The sequence below is a fragment of the Paenibacillus macerans genome, from assembly GCF_900454495.1.
Lineage (GTDB): Bacteria > Bacillota > Bacilli > Paenibacillales > Paenibacillaceae > Fontibacillus > Fontibacillus macerans.
In genome coordinates this window covers 4,372,776-4,393,886 of record NZ_UGSI01000001.1, presented here as the reverse complement: position 1 = coordinate 4,393,886, position 21,111 = coordinate 4,372,776, and the positions used below count along the sequence as shown (strand labels likewise).

Below are 21,111 nucleotides of genomic sequence, written 5' to 3'. Positions count from 1 at the left end.
ATTGCATCTCCATTTAAAATCCACTATGTTGGAGGTACTACACGAAAAACAACCAGAAGGGGGGAATTTGCCCGCCTATGCATGGAAATTACAAGGTGGCATCGCAGGTTTTCGACATTCCCTCCGGAAGCAAGCAAAGAAAATTCGCGGTTTTTCTGGCCATTTTGATCGTGGCCGTGTCGATGGCGGCGATTCCGCTCGGTTTGAGAAATTCGCCCGGGCTGGAGCTTTTTTTTGCCGCCGCCATCGCCTGGCTGATCTTCGGGGATCTGCTTACCGCCTTTATCGCCTACAGCCAATACCGGGCGTCCGGGATTCCGTCGCTGCTGGTCTTGTCCTGTACCTATCTGTTTACCGGAATCATTACCGCCGCACATATCATTACGTTTCCGGGCCTGTTTTCCGATGCCTGGTATTTTGGCGAGCGCAGCCAGGCCGCGGGATGGTTGTGGGTGTTTTGGCATAGCGGTTTTTCTTTGGGTATATTATTGTACGTGCTCACGCAATCGATATGGCCGAAGCCGATCGGGAAAAAGGAGCATATTTTCAATTGGGGCGTGGCAGGGATTTCGTTTACTCTGCTGCTTGCGCTTGGGCTCATTGATTTGTCGATCTTTGGGGAGCGGGCCTTGCCCGAAATTATTCGATACAGCGATTACCGGCAGTTAAATTCGACCGGACTCGGCCCTGCCGTATGGCTGCTGAACTTGGCGGCACTGCTCGTGATGGCCTTGCGAAACAAAGGCCACACGGTCCTGCACTTATGGCTGACGGTGGCGATCATTGGGCTTCTGATGGACGTGACGCTGACCTTGCTGGCCGGCACCCGCTTTTCGCTCGGCTGGTACATGGCCAAAATCAACTCGGTCGTAGCGGCAACGGTCGTAATCTGCTCGGTGGTTAACGAAGTAAACCGGCTTTTTATCCGGCTTTCGGAACAGCATCGGCAATTGATTGCGTCCGGCATCGAACTGGAGAAGGCCAACGAGAAATTAACCCGGCTGACCCAATTGGACGGGTTGACCGGAATTCCGAACCGCCGCCGGTTTGATGAGATTTTGTCGCGGGAAATGGTATCGCCGGGGGATAGATCGACGTCCTTGTCGCTGCTGATTATCGATGTGGACTGTTTTAAAGCCTACAATGACCACTATGGACATCAGGGCGGAGACGAGGTGCTGCGTTCCATCGCCCAAGCGATCCACAAGAGGGTGCAAGCGATGGGCGGATTTGCGGCGCGTTACGGCGGGGAGGAATTTGTCGTGATCTTGCCGGATTGCGGCGCCGGGGAAGCCCGGAGTATAGCGGAGAGGCTTCGCAGGGCGGTGTCCGGGTTGGCCATCCCCCACGAAGTTTCCGCGGTTTCCGGCTCAGTCACGATCAGTATCGGGGGCTGCTGCATTCAGCCGTTTGATCCGGTCGACGGGCAGGAATTGATCGGCAGCGCCGACCGCTCCTTGTACAAGGCCAAGGAGGCCGGCCGCAACCGGTCTGTGGTCGAAGGCTGGACGGAATCGCAGCCCGCGGAGCTTTAAGCGGAATCGGAAGGGTTGTCGAGGCTTGCCGTCATGGCGCGGTATTGCTTCAGCATAAACAGCCGCCAGCGGACAATCATTCCGTAGGCCAGCAGAAAGAAGACGGCGCCGGTCTGAATCACGGAGATATATTGCTCCACCGCTTCGTGCAGCAGCATGCGGACAGCGAGCAGGCCGATCAGAATAAAAATAAAGCTGCGCGAGCGCTGGGCATAAACCTGCCCGTTCACCTTCTCGAATTTCGTGGTCCGGATGAGCGGATAAGAGAACAGCAGCCAGCCGAGAGCAAAGGCGATGATTCCCCAAGTGACGGGAATATGCGTCTCGGGAACGATGAACATCATGAACCCGGTCGTCATGCCGAGCGGGGGGATGATGATTTTCTTGATCGTCACGGGCCTGCGGCTTGCCTTAAGGCGGATAAACAGCACGGCAATCGCCATGGCCATGGCGCCGAAGGTAAAGGCGATTTGCATGTAAGACGGATTAATCGCATGCATGGGAGATCGATCCCTTTCTATATAAGGAAGTTATTGTTTGACAAAACTAAATACTTGTTAATAGTGCGTGTTCAAAAAGTCGGGTTTTCAGCACCGAGAAGGTTGGATGAAGCTAGGGACTGAGTAGCGGAGCGTACGTTTTGGGTACGTGAGCAACGGAAGGCCCGGCTGAATCCAAGATTCGATGTCGAGACCACTTCCTGACCTGCTTCGTGATCAAAAGACGACTTTTTGAACAACCTCTAATAGTATTTCGCGAGAACATTATAACATAATCGGCCGCTCATGTTTCAAACCTGCAAGGTAAGGGGGAAGGAAAATGAATAGCGAATTTACGGTTGCGGTCCATTGTCTGTTGTTTCTGGACAATCAAGGAGAGCAAATGGCCAACAGCGAGCAAATCGCCTGCAGCGTCGCGACCCATCCGGCCCGCGTGCGCAAAGTGCTTAGTTCGCTGCGAAAGCACGGATTGGTGACCACGAAGGAGGGGGCCGGCGGGGGATACCAGCTCAACACGGAACTTGCGCGGGTCACCTTGGGCGATTTGTACCGCCTGTTTGCCCGCGGTTCGCTGCACCCGGGCTGGTGCTCCGGCAGCGATAAGTCCTCCTGCCAAATATCGTCCAACATGCATACGGTCATGGACCGGATTTTCAGCGGCGGAGAGCAGCGACTGGAGTCGTATTTCGATGAGCTTTCCTTGTCGGAGGTCAAACGGATGGTGGACGAAACCGGCAGCCAGGCCGGAAGAGAGCGCTGCACGGGGAAATATGAGAAACGGGTAAATATGAGAATATGAAGAGTATGCAGGATATGCAGGGTCTGAAGGATACGAAGGGTCTGGAGGGTCTGTTGGAAGCGCGGGAAGCCAAAGGGGGAATGATGGGGTGAGTATTTTTAAGCGAACGGATTTCAGGTTGTTTTTTGCGGGCGCTTACGCGGAGATGGGCGACCCGGGGATTCATTTATGCGAACTGGACTTGCGCAGCGGCGCAATGCGTATTCTCGGGCAAACGGACGGGATTGCGAACCCGTCTTTCCTGGTCGCGGATATGGAGGCATGGCGGCTTTATGCGGTCAGCGAACAGAGTGAAGGGAAAACGGTCAGTTTTGCGATCGACCCGGCGGATGGCGGCTTGACCAAGCTGAACGAGCTTCCGACGCTCGGGGCGGATCCCTGCCATCTCGCATTGGCGAAGGCTCGCAGGGCCTGCCTGCTCGCCTCCAATTATTCCAGCGGCAATGTGAATAGCTTTGCTCTGGGCGAGGACGGAGCGCTGGCGGGGATACGATCGAACGTTCAGCACGAAGGCGGCGGCGTTCATCCGGAACGGCAGGAGGGGCCACATGCCCACAGCGCCGTTCCCAGCCGGGACGGGAAGTACATTTACGTCTCCGATTTGGGAATCGACCGGATCGCTATATACCGGCTGGAGGACGGAAAGCTTGCTAAACACGGGGAGTTGCGGCTCCCGGACGGCTCCGGACCGCGCCATTTTGCCATTCATCCTTCCGAGCGGTACGCCTATGGGATAAACGAATTAAACAACACGCTGACCGTATACGCATACGATCCGGGGCAAGGGCGCCTGGAGCCCTTGGAGCATGTCGGCACTTTGCCCGGGGATTTCCGGGGCGAAAACTATCCGGCCGACGTTCACCTGTCTCCGGACGGCCGTTTCCTGTACGGCTCCAACCGGGGGCACAACAGCCTCGTCCGCTTCCGCATCGATCCGGGCAGCGGCAAGCTTAACGACCCGGAATGGACCGGCACCGGCGGGAACTGGCCGCGGAACTTCGCCGTGCTGGACGGCTATGTGCTGGTAGCGAACCAATACAGCGGCAATATCGCGGCATTCCGGCGGGATGCGGAAACGGGCCAGCTGTCGCCCGCGGGCCGGGAGCTGGCCATCGCCAAGGTTGCTTGCATCGAGCCGCTGAACCCGGGAGCGTTGTAGAAGCAGGGACTGGGGATGCCGACAGAAGCGTGGCGCGTACTGCGTTCGGAGGCCTTTTCGCGCGCCCCGTCGCCATGTTAGTACACCCGTTTACGCCCCTTTCGGCCTCCTTTCACTGGCGTTGCATTTAACGGAGGTAATTAGGCAGGGATCCGCTCCCGCCGGAAATCTAACGGTTGTACCAACCGCTATTTTGCGAAAAAAGACCCATTCTAAATTCTAACGGTTGTGAACGCTGCTATTTGCCCTGATTTGACCCCAAATAGCCGGGTTTAAGCGAAATAAGCGTCATGGCAACCGTTAGAGTTTGAAAATGGCGTTGCAGGAGTAAATAGCCGCTGTGGCGACCGTTAGAATGCAAAAGAGAAACGCGTCTTGTCAAGTTTGATGCAATAGTAATGCCCCTTGTCTGAGAATAGCGGCAATTTATGTCGTTATTTCCTTCGGTTTACGCTGGATTGTTGAGATAGGGGGAAAAAATGTCTCTATTTGTGCGCAGATCGGCTGAAATCAAACAAATATACGTGTCGGACAAACAATAGCGGCAAAAAAATCCTCTATTTTTCCGGATGAATGTACAAAGCGAGATATAGCGACATTTTTTGCCGTTAACTTGGCCTAGCCTGACCTGATCTAACCTGATCTAACCTGATCTAACCTGATCTAACCTGATATAACCTGATCTAACCCGATATAACCCGATATAACCCGATATAACCTGATCTAACCCGATATAACTTGATCCGACCTAGCCTGATTTCATCTAACCCGACCTAACTTGACCTAACCCGGCTAACCCAGCTAACCCAACCTAACCTCCTGACGTTGCCCTACTTGCCCCAATTTGACCCCAATCACAACTGACCACACTTATCCGAGCTATTCTGCAGTACGCCGCACATCCGCAAACCTGACGGTCCGCCCACGCCAAACTCGTACATTTCAACGAATAACCCCCCCCCCCATTTTTGCGGCTCGTACATTCGCTTTTCGCAATATAAGGGGAGATTATAAATAATTTGGTTTTTTTGAATAAAATGTTTGACAATTTTAGGCTCCCGATAATAAAATATCACCATAGCATACTAAACAGGTAGGAATAATTTAAAATGTTCTAACCGTACGGACGGAGGAACGCTCTACTTGCCTTGGCAGACACGGGTAGCGGCTCGGTTTGACCGTAGGGATTGGGGCGTTTCTCCGTCCTCCTTTTAGGGCTGTGCCGGAGGCATAAAGCTTGCCGGCGTTTCAAGAAAATATCAGGAGAGCAAGGGGAGTGATACGATGATCAAACTGTGGAAACAAGGGGTTCTAGTGGGTTTGGTGCTGGCGATGCTGACGGTGATGACGGCCTGCTCGGCGGATAATAAGCGGGGCGAGGAGGCCAGTGCGCAAGCCGGTTCTGCAGGCGGCGGGGAGAAGCTTAAGGAAGTGGAACTGCTGAACGTATCCTATGACCCGACCCGGGAGCTTTACGAAAAATACAACACAGCCTTTGCCGCTTATTGGGAGAAAGAGAAGGGTCAAAAAGTTACGATCAAGCAGTCGCACGGCGGCTCGGGCAAGCAGAGCCGGGCGGTGATCGACGGCCTGGGGGCGGATGTGGTTACGCTGGCGTTGGGTTACGATATCGACGCCATTCAGCAAAGCGGACTGATTAACGAGGGCTGGCAGCAGAAATTTGAGCATAACAGTTCTCCTTATACCTCGACGATTGTGTTTTTGGTGCGCAAGGGAAATCCGAAAGGGATCAAGGACTGGGACGATCTGATCAAAGACGGGGTGGAGGTTATTGCGCCGAACCCGCAAACCTCGGGCGGCGCCCGCTGGAACTACCTGGCGGCATGGGGATACGCCCTGCACCATAATAATAACGATGAGGCCAAAGCGCAGGAATTCGTTAAGGAGCTGTACCAGCACGTTCCCGTTCTGGACAGCGGCGCCCGCGGGGCGACGACGACCTTCGTCGAACGCGGACTCGGCGATGTGCTGCTCGCTTGGGAAAACGAAGCCTGGCTCTCCGTAAAAGAGCTCGGCCCGGACAAATTCGATATCGTCTACCCTTCGGAAAGCATCCTGGCCGAACCTCCCGTGGCGATCGTGGACAAAAACGCCGACAAGAACGGAACCCGGGAAGTCGCCGAAGCTTACCTGAAATACCTGTACTCGGAGGAAGGACAGACGATCGCGGCGGAAAATTATTACCGGCCGACGCTGGAAAGCGTGAAAGCCAAGTTTGCCGACCAGTTCCCCGATATCAAGCTGTTTACGATTGACGAAGAGTTTGGCGGCTGGGCGCAGGCGCAGCAGAAGCATTTTAACGATGGAGGCATTTTCAGCCAGATTTACGTACCTAAGTAACCGACCGTACCAAGCGGAGGATAGGTCCCGGGAGAGGCGGGCCGAATAAACCGCCGAGCCGCATCCCGGGCCTGAAACAGGAGAAAGGATGAAGTAAACATGCACAGTAGCGCCACAAAGCGCGGAGTACTGCCCGGATTTGGGCTGACCATGGGATACAGCGTGCTTTATCTGAGCTTGATCGTGCTGATCCCGCTCTCCGCCTTGCTGCTGAATTCTACGGGACTTACCTGGGAAAAGTTTTGGGATGTCGCCACGGATCCGCGGGTCTTGGCCTCTTATCGGGTCAGCTTCCTGACCGCGGCGGCCGCCGGCCTGATCGATGCCGTGCTGGGGCTGCTGCTGGCTTGGGTGCTGGTCAGATACGATTTCCCCGGAAAAAGATTGTTCGACTCCATGATCGATCTTCCCTTTGCGCTGCCCACCGCGGTGGCGGGAGTATCGCTGACGGCGATTTACTCGTCGAACGGCTGGATCGGCTCCTTGCTTGAGCCGCTGGGCATCCGCATTGCGTTTACGCCGATAGGGATTACGCTGGCGCTGATGTTTATCGGCATCCCTTTCGTCGTCCGGACGGTGCAGCCGGTGCTTCAGGACCTCGACGCCGAAGTGGAGGAGGCCGCGGCCACGCTGGGCGCCAGCCGGTTCCGCACGTTCCGCAAAGTCGTGCTGCCCGAGCTGCTGCCGCCGCTGCTCACCGGGTTTGCGCTGGCATTTTCCCGCGGCATCGGGGAGTACGGCTCCGTCGTGTTCATTTCCGGCAACATGCCGATGAAGACGGAAATCGCCCCGCTGCTGATCATGTCGAAGCTGGAACAGTTTGACTACGCCGGTGCGACGGCGGTGGCGCTGATCCTGCTGCTCATCTCGTTCGTGCTGCTGCTGCTGATTAACTCGCTGCAGCGCTGGGTGCGCAAAACCGCGAGATAACGGGTCAAACAGGAGATTTCAGTCATGGAGGAGGAAATCATATGGCGGGTTCTGTACCGTTAGCTGCCCATAAGCCTACGGCGCCCGATCGCCAGACCCGAAAAGGGTCGGGCGCCGTGAAATGGGTGCTCATCACCCTTGCGGCGCTGGTGCTGATTTGGCTGATCGTGTTGCCGCTGGCCGTCGTAATCACGGAAGCTCTGAAAAAAGGCTGGGGGGTTTACGTGGAAGCCATCCGCGATCCCGACGCCTTGTCGGCGCTGCGGCTGACGCTGCTCGTCGCCGTCATCACCGTTCCGCTGAACACGATTTTCGGCGTGGCGGCCGCCTGGGCGATCACTAAATTCAAATTTCGCGGCAAGCAGTTGCTCGTGACGCTGATCGACCTGCCCTTTGCCGTTTCGCCCGTCATCGGCGGCCTCATTTACGTGCTCGTCTACGGGGTTCACGGCTGGTTTGGGCCATGGCTGCAGGAGCATGACATAAAGATTATTTTTGCGCTGCCGGGCATCATTTTGGCGACCTTGTTCGTCACCTTCCCCTTCGTCGCCAGGGAACTGATTCCGCTTATGGAGGATCAGGGACAGCAGGAGGAAGAAGCCGCGGTAACGCTGGGCGCGCGAGGCTTCCGGATCTTCTGGAAAGTGACGCTCCCGAACATTAAGTGGGGACTGCTGTACGGTATTATTTTGTGCAATGCGAGAGCGATGGGGGAATTTGGCGCCGTGTCCGTCGTATCCGGCCATATCCGTGGGGAAACCAACACGCTGCCGCTGCACGTGGAAATTTTGTATAACGAATACCAGTTTTCCGCTTCGTTTGCGGTGGCGTCCCTGCTGCTGATGCTGGCGCTCGTCACGCTGCTGCTCAAAAGCTGGTTTACCCGCAAAAGCAGCCATTAAAACAAGGCGCGAGTCCCAAGATTCGCTAAAGAACGGGAGGGCGATAAAAATGGCAAGACCACTAAAGGTAGATGATGTCTGGTTGGAACGAATTGCCGGACTGTTGGGCGGAATGGAATTCGGCTCCCTGAACATCGTCGTTCACGAGGGGCAGATCGTGCAAGTCGAACGCACGGAACGCAAGCGGTACGAATTAAGCTCGGGCAGCTCGGGAAGCTCGGCCGGTTCGGCCAGAACTGCCAAATCGTCCCGCCACGCAGTCAAGTCTTTACGCGAATCGGGATCCGTGCCGAACTGATATTGTTAAACAACCCCGCTCCAGGCAGCGAAGGCCACGCGCCGTGCTGCTTCAGGAGCGGGGTTTTTAAGTATAAACTTCGTGCGATCGGTTGCCTGATACCGCAAGAAAAGCTACCGCTAAGCTCGGTCTGGTTTCCTTGAGAATACGTCGATAGATGTTTTTCTTAAGATTAAAGAATTATAACTCAACTTTCGCAGAACGAAAATCGGCTTAACCGCTGTTAACTGTACAGATGGACTACGAATAAAATCTTAACCTTGACCATTAACTGCAAATCATACAACTAACTTTACATCTTTTTACCCAATCACTTGTTTAATTGCATTTCATACAACTACATCCTCGTCTCTTTGCTTCTTTATCGAAATATAGCGGAGTAATTGCAGGTTTTACACTTGATCAAGCGCTGTGGCAGCATTTCCGGATAAGCAACTGTACAATTTGCAACTATTCCTTTCAACAATAGACCAAGAAAGCTGGAGTACGAAGCAGGTACGCTCGGATGGAGCGATCGCTTTGCCACAACTGCTGGAACTGATCTACAAAGTCGCCTCGACAACCGGGAATAGTTTTTCAGTGTCAACGCCAGGTCTGGATAGCTGCTTCGTCCAGTTATATCAACACTTACTTGCCAATTTCATACTGCGAAAGCTGAATTATAAATTCTCGGCGGAGCTGAGCAATTCTATAATCGCAAGAAAAACTACCGCTAAATGCGGTCTGGCTTCCTTGAGGGTACACCGGTAGATGATTTTCTTATACACGTCTCATACGTATCTGTTGCGCGTCGCCTCTTTATGTTGCAGCCAACTGCAAAAGTGCAGTTCATAGGGTGTAATTTCCCTCTCGGAGGCGAATGAAATGCAAAAGTGCATCTGTTTGGAGTTGGTATGGAAAAATGTGGTCATATAGGCGGATGTGACATGCGCGGATTTTGCATTTCGAGTGTCCATTTCGGGGCGTTTTGACAAAAATCGCCTGCACTTTTGCATTTCGCGGAAACTTGTTTGCGGCCTGGCTCTGACGGTGTATTCTGACGGCATCCCGACGCCGTGAGCGCCGGGAGTTGCCCATACACTTTTATCGGTCACGCGGTTCGTCGTCTTTTTTGACGTTCGAGTGGCTGCCGCCGCTGCCACCGCTGCCGTCGCCGGAAGCCGCCGGTGGATGGCCGGCATACGGGCGCGATTTCCGCGGTTTGCGGCCGTTCAGGCGATAACCCCAGCCGAAAAGCAGCAGCTGCAGGCCTAATATATAAGGAGCGAACACGTATCCGCCCAGATGGAACAAGGCCAATACGCCGATCAGCGCGGCAAGAATCCGGGCGAGCGCCGAGCTTTCGTTTTGGCGGCGGAGGCTCATCACTGCCGGATAAAACACTCCCAGCGCAAGCCAGGTTGAAACGAGCTGGATCCATGACGCCCAAAGACGCCAGCGGTCAGCCTCTACGGCCGGGGCCGGAAAGGACTCGTCCACCAGCCGCAGCAGCCATAAGAAGGTGAAAAACAACCCGGCCGCAAATAGAAACGGCAGCGAAGGGCGAAAATAACGCCACAACCACTGCCCCCACCCCGGCTGCTCCATCTGGCGCAGCAGCTTGTCCCGTTCGGCGATCAACTGCTCGCTTTCCCTTTCCAGCGTCTTCAGCAGCAGTTCAAGCCGGGCGGCGTCGCCGTCGGCGGCGTAGACCGAAATTTGCGCCAGTGCGTTTTCCGTCGCATAAGGAGCGGCGCGCAAGGAGAGCAATTTGTTCAACAATAAGCGTTTTCCCGCTCCCGAGAGTGCGGGTTTGTCCAGAGCGCGCAGCAGCGCCGCGACCGCGGCCGCGTACAATTCCAGGCTGATCTTCAACTGCTCGAGCCGTTTATGTTCTTCAAACGCCGCTCTGCGGCGGGCGGTTCCGTACAACCAGAGAAAAATCACGAGCGCCAGGAAGGCGGTTACAGCGGACCCCTGATGCAGCCGAAACCAAGCTATCCACTCCGAAAAGGACACCGTGATCCCCCTTTCCATTTTCCTCCTTCCACTATTGCACAGGAGCATGGCGAATTTCAAGGCGCTTCGTCAAAAAAGCGGCAATTCCCGGAAATTGAGGGTGAAGTCTGAAAAGCAAAGTGTTATACTTGGTAGCTGACGATAGGAGCAGGCGTTTTTTGGCGGTTATCGGAAGGAGTGTACATATGGAATTGAACCAGGAGAACCAGGAAAGCCAGGAGATCCGGGTCATCCGGGACGCACCGAGCGTACAAGATTACGTCAAGCTCAGGGAGCAAGCGGGATTAAGCCCCCGCAGCGCGGAAGGAGCGGAAATCGGGTTAAGGAACTCACTGTTCGCCGTATCGCTGTATGATCCGGAAGGATTGGTTGGCATGGGACGAGTGATCGGTGATGGAGGCTGTTTTATGCAGGTCGTCGATATCGCCGTCCACCCGGATGCCCAGGGGCAAGGGCTGGGAAGTAGAATCGTGGGGGAAATCGTCGGTTACTTGGAGACAAGCGCGCCGCCGCTGGCCTATGTGAGCCTGATCGCCGATCCGCCGGCGGACCGCTTATACCGGAAGTTCGGTTTTGAATACACGGCGCCCCAGTCGCACGGCATGTTTATGCAAATCGGCAACCGGGCGTAAAATATTAAGAAAGACCTGCTCAGCACAGAAGTTGCTTATCGGCCATTCCCCGCGCGCATCATACGCCGGTTAGCGCCAACGTTGCGCATCGTGGTCAGCATTTCTGCAAATCGTCACGGAAAAATGATCAGCAAAGGAGATGCAGTTTTGACAACGATCGTTATTGAAATTTTTCTAATCGCCATATTGGCGGGGATCGTGGGCTCAATTCTGGGCCTTGGCGGGGGCATTATCGTTACGCCGGCGCTCACCCTGCTGTTTGGCGTCGACATCAACCATGCGATCGGGGCGAGCATTATATCCGTCATCGCCACGTCCAGCGGCTCGGCGGTGGCTTACCTGCGCGATCGGATCACCAACTTGCGGGTCGGCATGTTTCTGGAGATCGCCACGACGGTCGGCGCAATCACGGGGGCTTTTGTCGGGGCGTTGATCGCGCCGCGGGTTTTATTTTTCATTTTTGCCTTGTTGTTGCTTTATTCGGCTTATTCCATGATCAAAAAAGGCAAGGAGGAAGTGCCGGAGGGCGTCCGGCTTCATCCTGTCGCGAAAAAGCTGGGGCTGCAGGGAGAGTATTACGACAAAGCGATCGGCAAAAGCGTAGCCTACAACATCGACCGGGTCTACGAAGGCTTCGGGGTCATGTACGGGGCGGGCGTCGTTTCCGGCTTGCTCGGGATCGGCAGCGGCAGCTTCAAGGTGATGGCGATGGACGTGTTTATGAAAATGCCGCTGAAGGTGTCCACGGCCACCAGCAACTTTATGATGGGGGTTACGGCGGCGGCCAGCGCGGGCATTTATTTGCTGCGCGGAGACATCATTCCGACCATTTCCGCCCCGGTGGCGCTGGGCGTTCTCGTCGGGGCCACCGTAGGGTCGCGGATCATGCAGCGGCTGAAAAGCAAAACGATCCGCAAGCTGTTTATTCCGGTCATGATTTATATCGCCTGCCAAATGATCTACCAAGGATGGAGGGGGTAATATGAACGAAGGTCATCCTGCGGAAAAAAACCGCGCCATCGAAGCGGAGATCGTCGTCAGCAAAATGCTGCGGATCGGCGTCATCGTGGCCGCCGCCGTGATCATCGCCGGCCTGCTGCTGTTTTTGGTGACGGGGGACAGCGGCTACCCGGGAGACACGTACCCGACAAGCTTTGGGGACATCGCGGGCGGGCTGATCGCTTTGAAATCGGCCGCCATCATTCAGGCGGGGCTGCTGCTGCTGATCCTGACCCCGGTGCTCCGCGTGTTTGTTTCGCTGTTTGTGTTTTTGGCGGAAAAAGATTACCGCTTCGTGCTGATTACGGCGGTCGTTTTCGTCATTTTGATCGCGAGTTTTTTGCTCGGCAAAGCAGGTTGAAGGGAATGGCAAGAACGGCCGGTTGAACGGCCCCGCGAACATATAGACTGGTTTATGGTCAAGCTCCCGGCAGAAGTGCCGGGGGCTCTTTCTATAAGGCCGATAGGACAGCCGGTGTTTTGAACTGCCGTTTTGGGATGATTATAATAAGAGCAGCCAAATTGGGTTAACGACAAGCGTAGAGAGGACGGAATGGATATCTGATGAATATCGCATTGTTTGGGGCCACGGGCACGATTGGAAAAAGAATTTTGGGTGAAGCGCTGCGGCGCGGTCATGATGTGACGGCGGTGGTGCGCGATCCGTCGCGGCTTGCCGAAGCGGACCTGCAGGAAACGGGAACGGAAATGGGGACGGCGAAAAGCAAACGGGGAACGCTGCGCGTGATCGAAGGGGATATTTTGATGCCCGATTCCATCGCCAAGGCGGCGGAGGGGCAGGATGCCGTCATCAGCGCTTACGGTCCGCGCTTCGGGGATGAGGATGAGCTGCAGGAGGCGACGCGCTGCCTGATCGAAGGGACGAGACGCGGCGGCGCCCGCAGGCTGATCGCCGTTGGAGGCGCGGGAAGCCTTGAGGTTGCGCCGGGCGTCCGGCTGATGGATACGCCGGAGTTTCCGGAGGAGATCCGTCCGCTGGCCAGGGCCCACAACGAAGCGCTGGCGTTGTATCAAGCTTCTGACCTGGGCTGGACGGTAATTTGTCCGCCGGCGGTCATTGAACCCGGCATACGGACGGGGCAGTTCCGGATCGGCCTGGATCGTTTAATCACGGATGAACGGGACCAAAGCCGGATCACCGTCGAGGATTACGCGGTGGCGCTGCTGGACGAGGTCGAAGACCCGCAGTTCCAGGGCGCAAGGTTTACCGTTGCTTATTAAGAGAGGAACTAGTTAAAGCTTTAAGTGCGACGGAAATCGGAATGCGATTAAAGCTTTAAGCGCTGCATGGAAATTGGAATGCGATTAAAGTTTTAAGCGCGGTATGGAAATCGAATGCGATTGGAGTGCTGGGGAGCACTGGCATGCGGGATGGATGGCGGAAAGAAGACGAACCGGAAAAAACTGTGCATAAACGGGATGTTGCTAAAGAGTTACGCCAGAGTTACGCTGGCGATGGGCAGTGATTCGGGGAAGGCGGCCGATTCCGTTGATCGCGAATTTGGCGGCTGGATGTGAGGGGAGGAGCAGGGATGAGATTTGTGACAGCGGAGCAAATGCGGGAGATTGACCGGCATGCGATTGTACATATGGGAATTCCGTCGGCCGCGTTAATGGAAAACGCCGGACGTGCGATCGCCGAAGAGGTGCTGGCGTTTTGCCGGGAGCGCCGGCAACAAGCCGGGAAATGGTCAAGACAGTGGAGCGTGGATCAGGCCGCTGCTGAACGAATTTACGATGACGGATGGGACATTGGCGTGAACAAGCCTTTGCAGGCATTTGGACCGGACACCCGCGAGAGTGGGGCCAGACACGGAGACGGAGGTAACGCTCCTATTCATCAGCTTGCGCGGGCGGGCCAATCGGGTGTCCGCGTGGGCGGGTCCATACGGGGAGACGTACGACGGCATGGAAAAAGTGCGTTTGAGGGCATCGAGCCGCCTTTTGGGCCGGTTTGCCCTAACGCTGGAGGCTTTGGCGAACTGGGCGCGACGGACGGGTATCCGGAGCATTGGCTGATCCTGGTCGGCAAAGGGAACAACGGCGGCGACGGCCTGGTGTGCGCCCGGCATTTGGCCGATGCGGGCGTAAGGGTAGGCCTGGTGTACGCCGAAGCGCCGGAGAAGCTCGGCGGCGAAGCGGCTCTGCAGCAGCGCATTGCGGAAGCGCTGGGGCTTGCGGGCGCGGTGTACGCTCCCGGTGCCGTGGCGTCGGCCCGCTCACGAGGCGTGACCGGGATCGTTGACGCGCTGCTCGGCACCGGCGCCAAAGGCGCGCCGCGCGGCGCTTACGCCTCCCTGATCCGGGAGGCGAACGAAAGCGGGCTGCCGATCGTCGCAGCCGACATCCCCAGCGGGCTGGACGCCGATACGGGCGAAGCGCACGACCCGTGCATCCGGGCCCGGATTACGGTATGCCTCGCCTTTTTGAAGGCGGGGTTGACGCAGTATCCGGCGGCCAAGATGGCAGGGGATGTGATCGTCCGCTATATCGGCATCCCCCGGGAGCTGCCGCAGGGCGTGGAGGCAGCGGGATTTGTCCTCACCGAGGAGACGCTGCGCGGCGAGCTCGGGGTGGACCCCGGCCTGCGGCGCGAAGCCGACGGCCACAAGGGCACGTACGGGCACGTGCTGCTCGCTGCGGGCAGCCTGCCGCTGAGCGGCGCCGGCCTGCTCGCCGCCAAAGCCGCGCTCCGCGCCGGCTGCGGGCTGGCGACGTGGGCGCTGCCGGCGGCGCTGCTGCCGCATGTGCTCGGGGCCGTGCCCGAGCTGATGCTGGCGCCGGCCGCCAGCGGCGACGCCGGCGCCTGGAACGCAGCCGCAGCGGGCGAAGTGCTGCGGCTGCTGGCGGCGCGCGATGTGCTCGCGGTCGGCCCGGGGCTGGGCCGTTTCCCGGGCGAGGACGCCTTCCTGCGCGCCTTGTGGGAGGGCGCTCAGCGTCCCCTGGTGGTGGACGCGGACGCTCTCAACATTCTCGCCGCGGCCGGCGGCCTGGCGGCGTGGAAGCGCCGGGACGCGGCGACGGTTCTGACGCCGCATCCCGGCGAAATGGCCCGGCTCGCAGGGCTGGCGACGGCCGAAGTGCAGCGGGACCGCATCGGCCTGGCGCGCCGCTTCGCCCTTCAGCACGGCGTCACGCTCGTGCTGAAGGGAGCGCGCACCGTCGTGGCGGCCCCGGACGGCCGCGTCTTCGTGGGCGTCACCGGGCACCCCGGCATGGCCACTGGGGGATCGGGGGACGTGCTGACGGGCATCATCGCCGGGCTGCTGGCCCAGGGCCTGGACGCCGTTCAGGCGGCGGCGCTTGGCGTGCACCTGCACGGCCTCGCCGGCGAACGCGCCGCTGCCGCCCGGCCTGGATATCCCGCCTCTTTGCTGGCCGGAGACATCATCGAAGCGCTGTAAGCGGCCGAATCTATTGACTCTTTTGGCCTTCCGGAAGATCATTTGTCATTAGTCGAACGGCTCCCCAGGACCGCGAAAACTCGGGGAGCCTGTTGCGCTCTCGTAGAATCGTAGCCCCGGAAATAGCCATAGAAAGCCGCAGCATCGCTCAACCGGGATAGACTGAAGTAGAATAGCCGTAGCATCGCCTACCTGGGACATAGCAAAAGAAAGTTACGGTATCACCTACCTGGATATTGCAAAAGGAAAGTCACGTCATCGCCCTACCCAGAATAACGACAAAAAACGCCGTTATTTCTGACTTTTTACGGTATTGGCGCAAGATAAGGGACATATTGGTCGTTATTTATCCGATGCAGGCGTGGGGAGCCCATTTTTACCAGGAATGGAGAGAAATAAGTACATAAATTGCCGTTATGGGGGACCGGATAATTAAATTTTTGAAAATAACGGCATAAAATGCCGCTATTTTGGTCGAGCTGTCCCCTCGGCGCCCTCTTCTCGGCGTTCTCCCCCGGCACGCCCCTGGGCGTTCTCCCTCGGCGTTCTCCCCTGGCGCGCCCCTCGGCGCCCTCTTCTCGGCGTTCTCCCCCGGCGCCCCCCTTGCGCCCTCTCTCGGCGCCTCCCCTTGGCGTCCTTCTATCTAGGCCGTTACCATATCGCCGCCGTTGACGTGCACGGTTTCGCCGGTGACGTAGGAGGAGTCGCCGCTGGCCAGGTACACGTAGGCGGGAGCCAGCTCATACGGCTGCCCGGCGCGGCGGATCGGGGTATCCGTTCCGAACGTGGCAACTTCCTCGGCGGAGAAGCTGGAGACGATGAGCGGCGTCCAAATGGGGCCGGGGGCGACAGCGTTGACGCGGATGCCGAAATCGATCAGGGAAAGGGCCAGGGAACGGGTGAACGAAACGACAGCACCTTTGGTAGCGGAATAATCGATCAGTGTTTTGTGCCCTCTGTAAGCGACGATGGAAGCGGTATTGATGATCGAGCTGCCGCGCCGGAGATGGGGCAGGGCGGCTTGCACGAGGAAAAAGTACGGAAAAATGTTTGTTTGAAACGTATGGTACAACTGCTCTTCGGAGATGTCGGCGATGCTGAGCTGCGGGTACTGAACACCGTGGTTGTTCACCAGGACATCGAGCCGCCCGAAGTGGCGCATCGTTTCATGGATCACCCGCTCACAGTTGGCTTTGCGGCGCAAATCGATTTCGATGAGCTGGCAGCGCCGCCCCAGCGCTTCAATTCTCCTTTTCGTTTCCTCCGCGTCGGAGGTTTCCCATAAATAAGGGATGACGAGGTCTGCCCCTTCCTTGGCGAACGCCACCGCCACGGCGCGCCCGATGCCGCTGTCGCCGCCGGTCACGACGGCTACTTTCCCCCGCAATTTGCCGCTGCCGCGGTATTCGGGATTTTCGAAAATCGGCCGCGGACGCATTAAGCTTTCCAGACCGGGCTGTTTTGCCTGATGCTGCGGCGGAAAAGCGATCGGCTGCTCCTTGCAGACCGTTTTTTTGCCGATATACGGATACGCGGGATTCATGATTACTAACAAGCCCCTTCCTAAAAACGGTAATTTTGCTTCATCGTATGCAACCGCCCATGGGGATGTGCCCAGACGGCAGCAGCCCCGAAGCGCTTCATTGACTTTTTCTTAAAATATTGATAGCATTTTTTTAAACCTAGCAGGTTCATCGGAATTTGACAGAAGGCTTGGTGTGACGGACCGCCTGGTGCGGTAGGACACTTATTGCGACAGTACACATGGCGGCAGTAAACCTAGTGTGCAGTATACTTAGCGCGAGTACGCATAGCGCGAGTACACATAGTGCGGCGGCAGTACACATAGTCCACAGTATACTTAATCCGAGTACACTTAGTGCACAGTACCCCTAGCACGCAGTACCCCTAGCACGCAGTACCCCTAGCACGCAGTACCCCTAGCACGCAGTACGTTATTACGCAGTACACCTAGTGCACATTACACTTGATGCGGCAGGCCGTTTGGCCTGACGGCGGTCCGTATACCGATTTTGAAAATAAACCATCTGTTGCATAAAGGAGAGAATCCATATGGCAAAAGTTACGATCATTAACGGCAGTCCCACGCCGGGCTCCCGGCTGACGGCTGTCCTTTCCCTGACGGAGGAGCTGCTGGGTAAGGAAGGGTTCGAGGTCCGGCATTTGAATGTCGGCGAGCTGCCGCCGGAAGATTTGATTCATACCAAATTCGAAAGCGGGGCGATCGTCAAGGCGAATGCGATGGTGGCCGAGGCGGACGCGGTGGTTGTGGCCAGCCCGGTATACCAGGCCTCTTATACGGGCGTGCTCAAAACTTTTCTCGATCTGATCCCGCAAAAGGGGCTGGCCGGCAAGGTTGTACTGCCGCTGTTCATCGGAGGCAGCCTGGCTCACCTGCTGACGATCGATTACGCTTTAAAGCCGGTATTGTCCGTGCTGGGCGCCCGCTACATCCTGGGCGGGGTGTATACGGTCGACTCGCAAGTGGTCCGCAAGGAAGAGGGCGGATACGAAATCGCCGAGGAGTTAAAGCTAAGACTGGAGGAGAACGTGAAGGAACTGGTGCGGGAAACGAAGCTGCGCCAGCAGTCGTCTTAGCCTTCCGGTTCACGGGCCGAAGCCGCGTACCCGGCTTTCTTTGGTTGACATCCTCCCCGAATGATTGTTAAAGTTGAAGCATAATCAAAAATGACACGGGGATGTTACCACTCGGGCATAACCTGAACGCTCCAGTACGCACCGATCGTGCGGCCGGGGTTGTTCGGGTTTTTTTGTTACGACAGGTCCGTCCCTGCAATGCCAGCAAGAAGAAAGGAGCATGAACATGACCGGTTTTAGATTCCCGGACAACTTTTTATGGGGCGGGGCAATTGCCGCAAACCAGGCTGAAGGCGCTTATCTGGAGGGCGGCAAGGGCCTTACCCTGGTGGATTTGCTGCCGACGGGGGAGCAGAGAAGAAGCATCATGAAAGGCAGCGTTCCGTCGTTTAAGCCGCTGGACGGCGAATTTTATCCGTCCCACGAAGCGATCGATTTTTACCATCGTTACAAGGAAGACATTGCTCTCTTCGCGGAGATGGGCTTTAAGGCGCTGCGCGTCTCGATTGCCTGGGCGCGTATTTTCCCTACCGGGGAAGACGCCGTGCCGAACGAGGCCGGCTTGAAATTTTACGACGACCTGTTCGACGAACTGCTGAGAAACGGCATTCAGCCCGTTGTCACCCTGGCCCATTTTGATGTGCCGGTGGCTTTGATCGAGAAATACGGCAGCTGGAGAAACCGCAAAATGGTCGAGCTGTTCGAAAGATATTCCAAGACGGTGCTGGAACGCTATAAGGACAAAGTGAAATATTGGATGACCTTTAACGAGATCAATATGCTGCTGCACCTGCCGTTTTTGGGCGCGGGCCTCGTATTTGAGGAAGGCGACAACGTCAAGCAAATTCAATATCAGGCGGCGCACCATCAGCTCGTTGCCAGCGCGCTGGCGGTCAAAGCCTGCCATGAGCTGATTCCGGACGCTAAAATCGGCTGCATGCTCGCGGCCGGCAGCTTTTATCCGTATACGTGCAACCCGGAGGACGTGTACCAGGGCATGGAAAAAGACCGCGAATCCTATTTCTTCATCGATGTGCAATCGCGCGGTGAATACCCGGGGTACGCCAAACGCTTTTTCCGCGATCACGGCCTGACTATCGAGATGGAGCCGGGCGACGCGGAGCTTCTGAAAAAACATACCGTCGACTATATCGGCTTCAGCTACTATTCGAGCCGCACGACGAGCACGGATCCCGAAGTGAACAAAAAAATGACCAGCGGCAATGTATTCGGTTCCGTCGCCAACCCTTATCTGGACAAATCCGAGTGGGGATGGACCATCGATCCGCTCGGCCTGCGCATTACGGCCAACCAGCTCCACGACCGTTACCAGAAGCCGCTGTTTGTAGTGGAGAACGGGCTCGGCGCGCACGACGAGGTCACTCCGGAAGGAGAAGTGAACGACGACTACCGGATCGACTATCTGAAGCGCCACCTGGCCGAGCTGGGCGAAGCGATCCAGGACGGATGCGAGATCCTCGGCTATACGAGCTGGGGGCCGATCGACATCGTCAGCGCCTCCTCCGGGGAAATGAGAAAACGCTACGGCTACATCTACGTGGACCGGGACAATGAGGGCAAAGGCACGCTGAAACGGATCAAAAAGAAAAGCTTCGGCTGGTACAAAAACGTCATCCAATCGAACGGCGAAAATCTCGGCGAGTAACGCGCCGGTTTGATGAAAATGGAAAATCGGAGGTCCCGGGTGCCCGGGGCTTCCCTTTTTACGCTGAAAGCGTTGACAATTCAAGGTTCGCCAGCTACACTTGAGTTGAATCCAAGCCGAATAAAGATCTTTTAGGATTGTTACTGCGCCGCAGGCAAAACCTAAGCCGCCAAAGGTCAAGATCGAAGCGATCTTGATTCGTTTTGACGTGCCGGGGTTTTTTCTGTTTTTACCGGAGAAAATGATATAACGAAGAGGGCATGAGCCGGCTGTCGGCCGGCTATAAAGGACGGGGGGTCATATGAAAATAGCCAAGGTCATTAACAACAATGTCATCAGCGTGCTTCAGGAGGACGGGGCGGAGCTGGTGGTCATGGGCAGGGGGATCGCCTTTAAAAAGAAGCCCGGCGATAAGGTCGACGAGAGCCGGATCGAGAAGGTGTTTGCGCTCAAAAACAAGCAGACCTCCGATAATTTCAAAATGCTGCTGCGCGAGGTGCCCATCGAACTGATCGTCATCGTCGAGGAAATTATCGATTATGCCAAGAAGAACCTCCCCAAGAAGCTGAACGAAAATATCTACGTGTCCTTGACCGACCACATCAACTTTGCGGTGGAACGGCATCAGCAGGGGCTAGAGATCAAAAACGCCCTGCTGTGGGAGATCAAGCAGCTGTACAAGGAAGAATTCAGCATCGGCCTGAAGACGCTGGAGCGGATCAAGCTTAAACTGGGCATCGACCTTCCGGAGGACGAAGCGGCCTTTATCGCCATTCATATCGTCAATGCGGAGATGAACGAAGAAGTCGGCACCACGATGGACATCACCAAGTTCATCCAGCAGATTATCAATATCGTCAAATATCATTTCGGGACGGAATTTGAAGAGGATTCGCTGAGCTATTTGCGTTTTATTACGCATCTGAAGTTTTTTGCCCAGCGGGTGCTCAAGGGAACGCACTATAGGGAAGACTATGACAATCTTTTCGATTTGATCAAGGAGAAGCATAGGGAAGCCGCGTTCTGCGCCGAGAAAATCAAAAAGTTCGTGGAAAAAGAGTACAGCCACAAATTAACCAACGAGGAAATGCTTTATTTGACGGTGCATATCGAACGGGTCGTAAACCGTTAATAAAGCGTTGACAAAGAGAAGAAAGCGGTATATTATAGAGTCATCAAAACCATATATCAGCATCTTAATGGGATTGTTACTGGTGATGCAGGCAAAACCTAAGTCGTGAAAAATAGCGAGACATTGCGGTCTACTATTTTTCAAGGCTTAGGTTTT

The 21,111-nt window shown here is 56.3% G+C and carries 19 protein-coding genes; 16 read left to right on the top strand and 3 right to left on the bottom strand.

Annotated elements, in window-relative coordinates; genetic code table 11:
* Positions 1–77 precede the first annotated feature (77 nt).
* Positions 78–1,535 (top strand): GGDEF domain-containing protein, encoded by a 1,458-nt coding sequence (locus DYE26_RS33920; RefSeq protein ID WP_036626485.1) that lies wholly within the window; start codon positions 78–80, stop codon positions 1,533–1,535.
* On the opposite strand, the gene DYE26_RS19690 is transcribed toward DYE26_RS33920, so the two are convergent.
* Positions 1,532–2,035 (bottom strand): CcdC family protein, encoded by a 504-nt coding sequence (locus tag DYE26_RS19690; protein WP_036626484.1) that lies wholly within the window; start codon positions 2,033–2,035, stop codon positions 1,532–1,534. The two genes, DYE26_RS33920 and DYE26_RS19690, sit on opposite strands and share 4 nt — an antisense overlap.
* Positions 2,036–2,354: 319 nt before the next feature.
* Here DYE26_RS19690 and DYE26_RS19685 point away from each other — a divergent pair, with 319 nt between their 5' ends.
* The 6 genes from DYE26_RS19685 (at position 2,355) to DYE26_RS19660 (ending at position 8,484) form a co-directional block, all read left to right on the top strand.
* Complete coding sequence (locus tag DYE26_RS19685; protein WP_051985735.1) at positions 2,355–2,834, top strand: Rrf2 family transcriptional regulator; 480 nt, start codon at positions 2,355–2,357, stop codon at positions 2,832–2,834.
* An 88-nt stretch (positions 2,835–2,922) separates the two neighbouring features.
* Positions 2,923–3,993, top strand: a complete 1,071-nt coding sequence (locus tag DYE26_RS19680) for a lactonase family protein (protein ID WP_036626483.1) — start codon at positions 2,923–2,925, stop codon at positions 3,991–3,993.
* A 1,284-nt stretch (positions 3,994–5,277) separates the two neighbouring features.
* A complete protein-coding gene (locus DYE26_RS19675) occupies positions 5,278–6,354 on the top strand; it encodes a sulfate ABC transporter substrate-binding protein (RefSeq protein ID WP_036626482.1) in 1,077 nt (358 codons plus the stop codon).
* A gap of 99 nt (positions 6,355–6,453) precedes the next feature.
* Positions 6,454–7,284: a sulfate ABC transporter permease subunit CysT gene (gene cysT / locus DYE26_RS19670; RefSeq protein ID WP_036626481.1), complete on the top strand. Its 831-nt coding sequence runs from the start codon at positions 6,454–6,456 to the stop codon at positions 7,282–7,284.
* A 41-nt stretch (positions 7,285–7,325) separates the two neighbouring features.
* Entirely contained in the window at positions 7,326–8,186 is an 861-nt protein-coding gene (gene cysW, locus DYE26_RS19665) for a sulfate ABC transporter permease subunit CysW (protein WP_036626480.1), read from the top strand.
* 49 nt (positions 8,187–8,235) lie between these two features.
* Positions 8,236–8,484: a YezD family protein gene (locus DYE26_RS19660; RefSeq protein WP_036626479.1), complete on the top strand. Its 249-nt coding sequence runs from the start codon at positions 8,236–8,238 to the stop codon at positions 8,482–8,484.
* Positions 8,485–9,567: 1,083 nt separating this feature from the next.
* On the opposite strand, the gene DYE26_RS19655 is transcribed toward DYE26_RS19660, so the two are convergent.
* On the bottom strand, positions 9,568–10,500 hold the full coding sequence (locus DYE26_RS19655; RefSeq protein ID WP_036626477.1) for a hypothetical protein: 933 nt from the start codon (positions 10,498–10,500) through the stop codon (positions 9,568–9,570).
* Between the two features lie 167 nt (positions 10,501–10,667).
* On the opposite strand from DYE26_RS19655, the gene DYE26_RS19650 reads away from it, so the two are divergent.
* From DYE26_RS19650 to DYE26_RS19630, 6 genes are all read left to right on the top strand, one after another.
* Positions 10,668–11,114, top strand: a complete 447-nt coding sequence (locus DYE26_RS19650; RefSeq protein ID WP_036626476.1) for a GNAT family N-acetyltransferase — start codon at positions 10,668–10,670, stop codon at positions 11,112–11,114.
* Positions 11,115–11,261: 147 nt separating this feature from the next.
* The gene (locus DYE26_RS19645) at positions 11,262–12,095 is read left to right on the top strand and encodes a sulfite exporter TauE/SafE family protein (protein ID WP_196427616.1); all 834 of its coding nucleotides are present in this window, start codon (positions 11,262–11,264) and stop codon (positions 12,093–12,095) included.
* 1 nt (position 12,096) lies between these two features.
* Positions 12,097–12,474, top strand: a complete 378-nt coding sequence (locus tag DYE26_RS19640; RefSeq protein WP_036626474.1) for a DUF1634 domain-containing protein — start codon at positions 12,097–12,099, stop codon at positions 12,472–12,474.
* 203 nt (positions 12,475–12,677) lie between these two features.
* Positions 12,678–13,355 (top strand): NAD(P)-dependent oxidoreductase, encoded by a 678-nt coding sequence (locus DYE26_RS19635; RefSeq protein ID WP_036626473.1) that lies wholly within the window; start codon positions 12,678–12,680, stop codon positions 13,353–13,355.
* A gap of 150 nt (positions 13,356–13,505) precedes the next feature.
* On the top strand, positions 13,506–13,652 hold the full coding sequence (locus DYE26_RS33550; RefSeq protein WP_164815296.1) for a hypothetical protein: 147 nt from the start codon (positions 13,506–13,508) through the stop codon (positions 13,650–13,652).
* A gap of 14 nt (positions 13,653–13,666) precedes the next feature.
* Complete coding sequence (locus tag DYE26_RS19630) at positions 13,667–15,538, top strand: bifunctional ADP-dependent NAD(P)H-hydrate dehydratase/NAD(P)H-hydrate epimerase (protein ID WP_036626472.1); 1,872 nt, start codon at positions 13,667–13,669, stop codon at positions 15,536–15,538.
* A gap of 643 nt (positions 15,539–16,181) precedes the next feature.
* On the opposite strand, the gene DYE26_RS19625 is transcribed toward DYE26_RS19630, so the two are convergent.
* The gene (locus tag DYE26_RS19625) at positions 16,182–17,081 is read right to left on the bottom strand and encodes an SDR family oxidoreductase (RefSeq protein ID WP_036626471.1); all 900 of its coding nucleotides are present in this window, start codon (positions 17,079–17,081) and stop codon (positions 16,182–16,184) included.
* Positions 17,082–17,611: 530 nt separating this feature from the next.
* On the opposite strand from DYE26_RS19625, the gene ssuE reads away from it, so the two are divergent.
* The 3 genes from ssuE (at position 17,612) to licT (ending at position 20,955) form a co-directional block, all read left to right on the top strand.
* The gene (gene ssuE, locus DYE26_RS19620; protein WP_036626470.1) at positions 17,612–18,157 is read left to right on the top strand and encodes an NADPH-dependent FMN reductase; all 546 of its coding nucleotides are present in this window, start codon (positions 17,612–17,614) and stop codon (positions 18,155–18,157) included.
* A 226-nt stretch (positions 18,158–18,383) separates the two neighbouring features.
* Positions 18,384–19,823, top strand: a complete 1,440-nt coding sequence (locus DYE26_RS19615; RefSeq protein ID WP_036626469.1) for a 6-phospho-beta-glucosidase — start codon at positions 18,384–18,386, stop codon at positions 19,821–19,823.
* Between the two features lie 301 nt (positions 19,824–20,124).
* Entirely contained in the window at positions 20,125–20,955 is an 831-nt protein-coding gene (gene licT / locus DYE26_RS19610) for a BglG family transcription antiterminator LicT (protein ID WP_036626468.1), read from the top strand.
* The last annotated feature ends 156 nt before the right edge of the window (positions 20,956–21,111 follow it).

Bases quoted from the DNA above. Each gene is read 5' to 3' on its own strand.
- DYE26_RS33920 (WP_036626485.1), top strand. From the start codon at position 78: ATGCATGGAAATTACAAGGTGGCATCGCAGGTTTTCGACATTCCCTCC.
- ssuE (WP_036626470.1), top strand. From the start codon at position 17,612: ATGGCAAAAGTTACGATCATTAACGGCAGTCCCACGCCGGGCTCCCGG.
- DYE26_RS19675 (WP_036626482.1), top strand. From the start codon at position 5,278: ATGATCAAACTGTGGAAACAAGGGGTTCTAGTGGGTTTGGTGCTGGCG.
- DYE26_RS19625 (WP_036626471.1), bottom strand. From the start codon at position 17,081: ATGAATCCCGCGTATCCGTATATCGGCAAAAAAACGGTCTGCAAGGAG.
- DYE26_RS19630 (WP_036626472.1), top strand. From the start codon at position 13,667: ATGAGATTTGTGACAGCGGAGCAAATGCGGGAGATTGACCGGCATGCG.
- DYE26_RS19655 (WP_036626477.1), bottom strand. From the start codon at position 10,500: ATGGAAAGGGGGATCACGGTGTCCTTTTCGGAGTGGATAGCTTGGTTT.
- DYE26_RS19635 (WP_036626473.1), top strand. From the start codon at position 12,678: ATGAATATCGCATTGTTTGGGGCCACGGGCACGATTGGAAAAAGAATT.
- DYE26_RS19690 (WP_036626484.1), bottom strand. From the start codon at position 2,035: ATGCATGCGATTAATCCGTCTTACATGCAAATCGCCTTTACCTTCGGC.
- DYE26_RS19615 (WP_036626469.1), top strand. From the start codon at position 18,384: ATGACCGGTTTTAGATTCCCGGACAACTTTTTATGGGGCGGGGCAATT.
- DYE26_RS19660 (WP_036626479.1), top strand. From the start codon at position 8,236: ATGGCAAGACCACTAAAGGTAGATGATGTCTGGTTGGAACGAATTGCC.
- DYE26_RS19685 (WP_051985735.1), top strand. From the start codon at position 2,355: ATGAATAGCGAATTTACGGTTGCGGTCCATTGTCTGTTGTTTCTGGAC.
- licT (WP_036626468.1), top strand. From the start codon at position 20,125: ATGAAAATAGCCAAGGTCATTAACAACAATGTCATCAGCGTGCTTCAG.
- DYE26_RS19650 (WP_036626476.1), top strand. From the start codon at position 10,668: ATGGAATTGAACCAGGAGAACCAGGAAAGCCAGGAGATCCGGGTCATC.
- DYE26_RS33550 (WP_164815296.1), top strand. From the start codon at position 13,506: ATGGATGGCGGAAAGAAGACGAACCGGAAAAAACTGTGCATAAACGGG.
- cysT (WP_036626481.1), top strand. From the start codon at position 6,454: ATGCACAGTAGCGCCACAAAGCGCGGAGTACTGCCCGGATTTGGGCTG.
- DYE26_RS19640 (WP_036626474.1), top strand. From the start codon at position 12,097: ATGAACGAAGGTCATCCTGCGGAAAAAAACCGCGCCATCGAAGCGGAG.
- cysW (WP_036626480.1), top strand. From the start codon at position 7,326: ATGGCGGGTTCTGTACCGTTAGCTGCCCATAAGCCTACGGCGCCCGAT.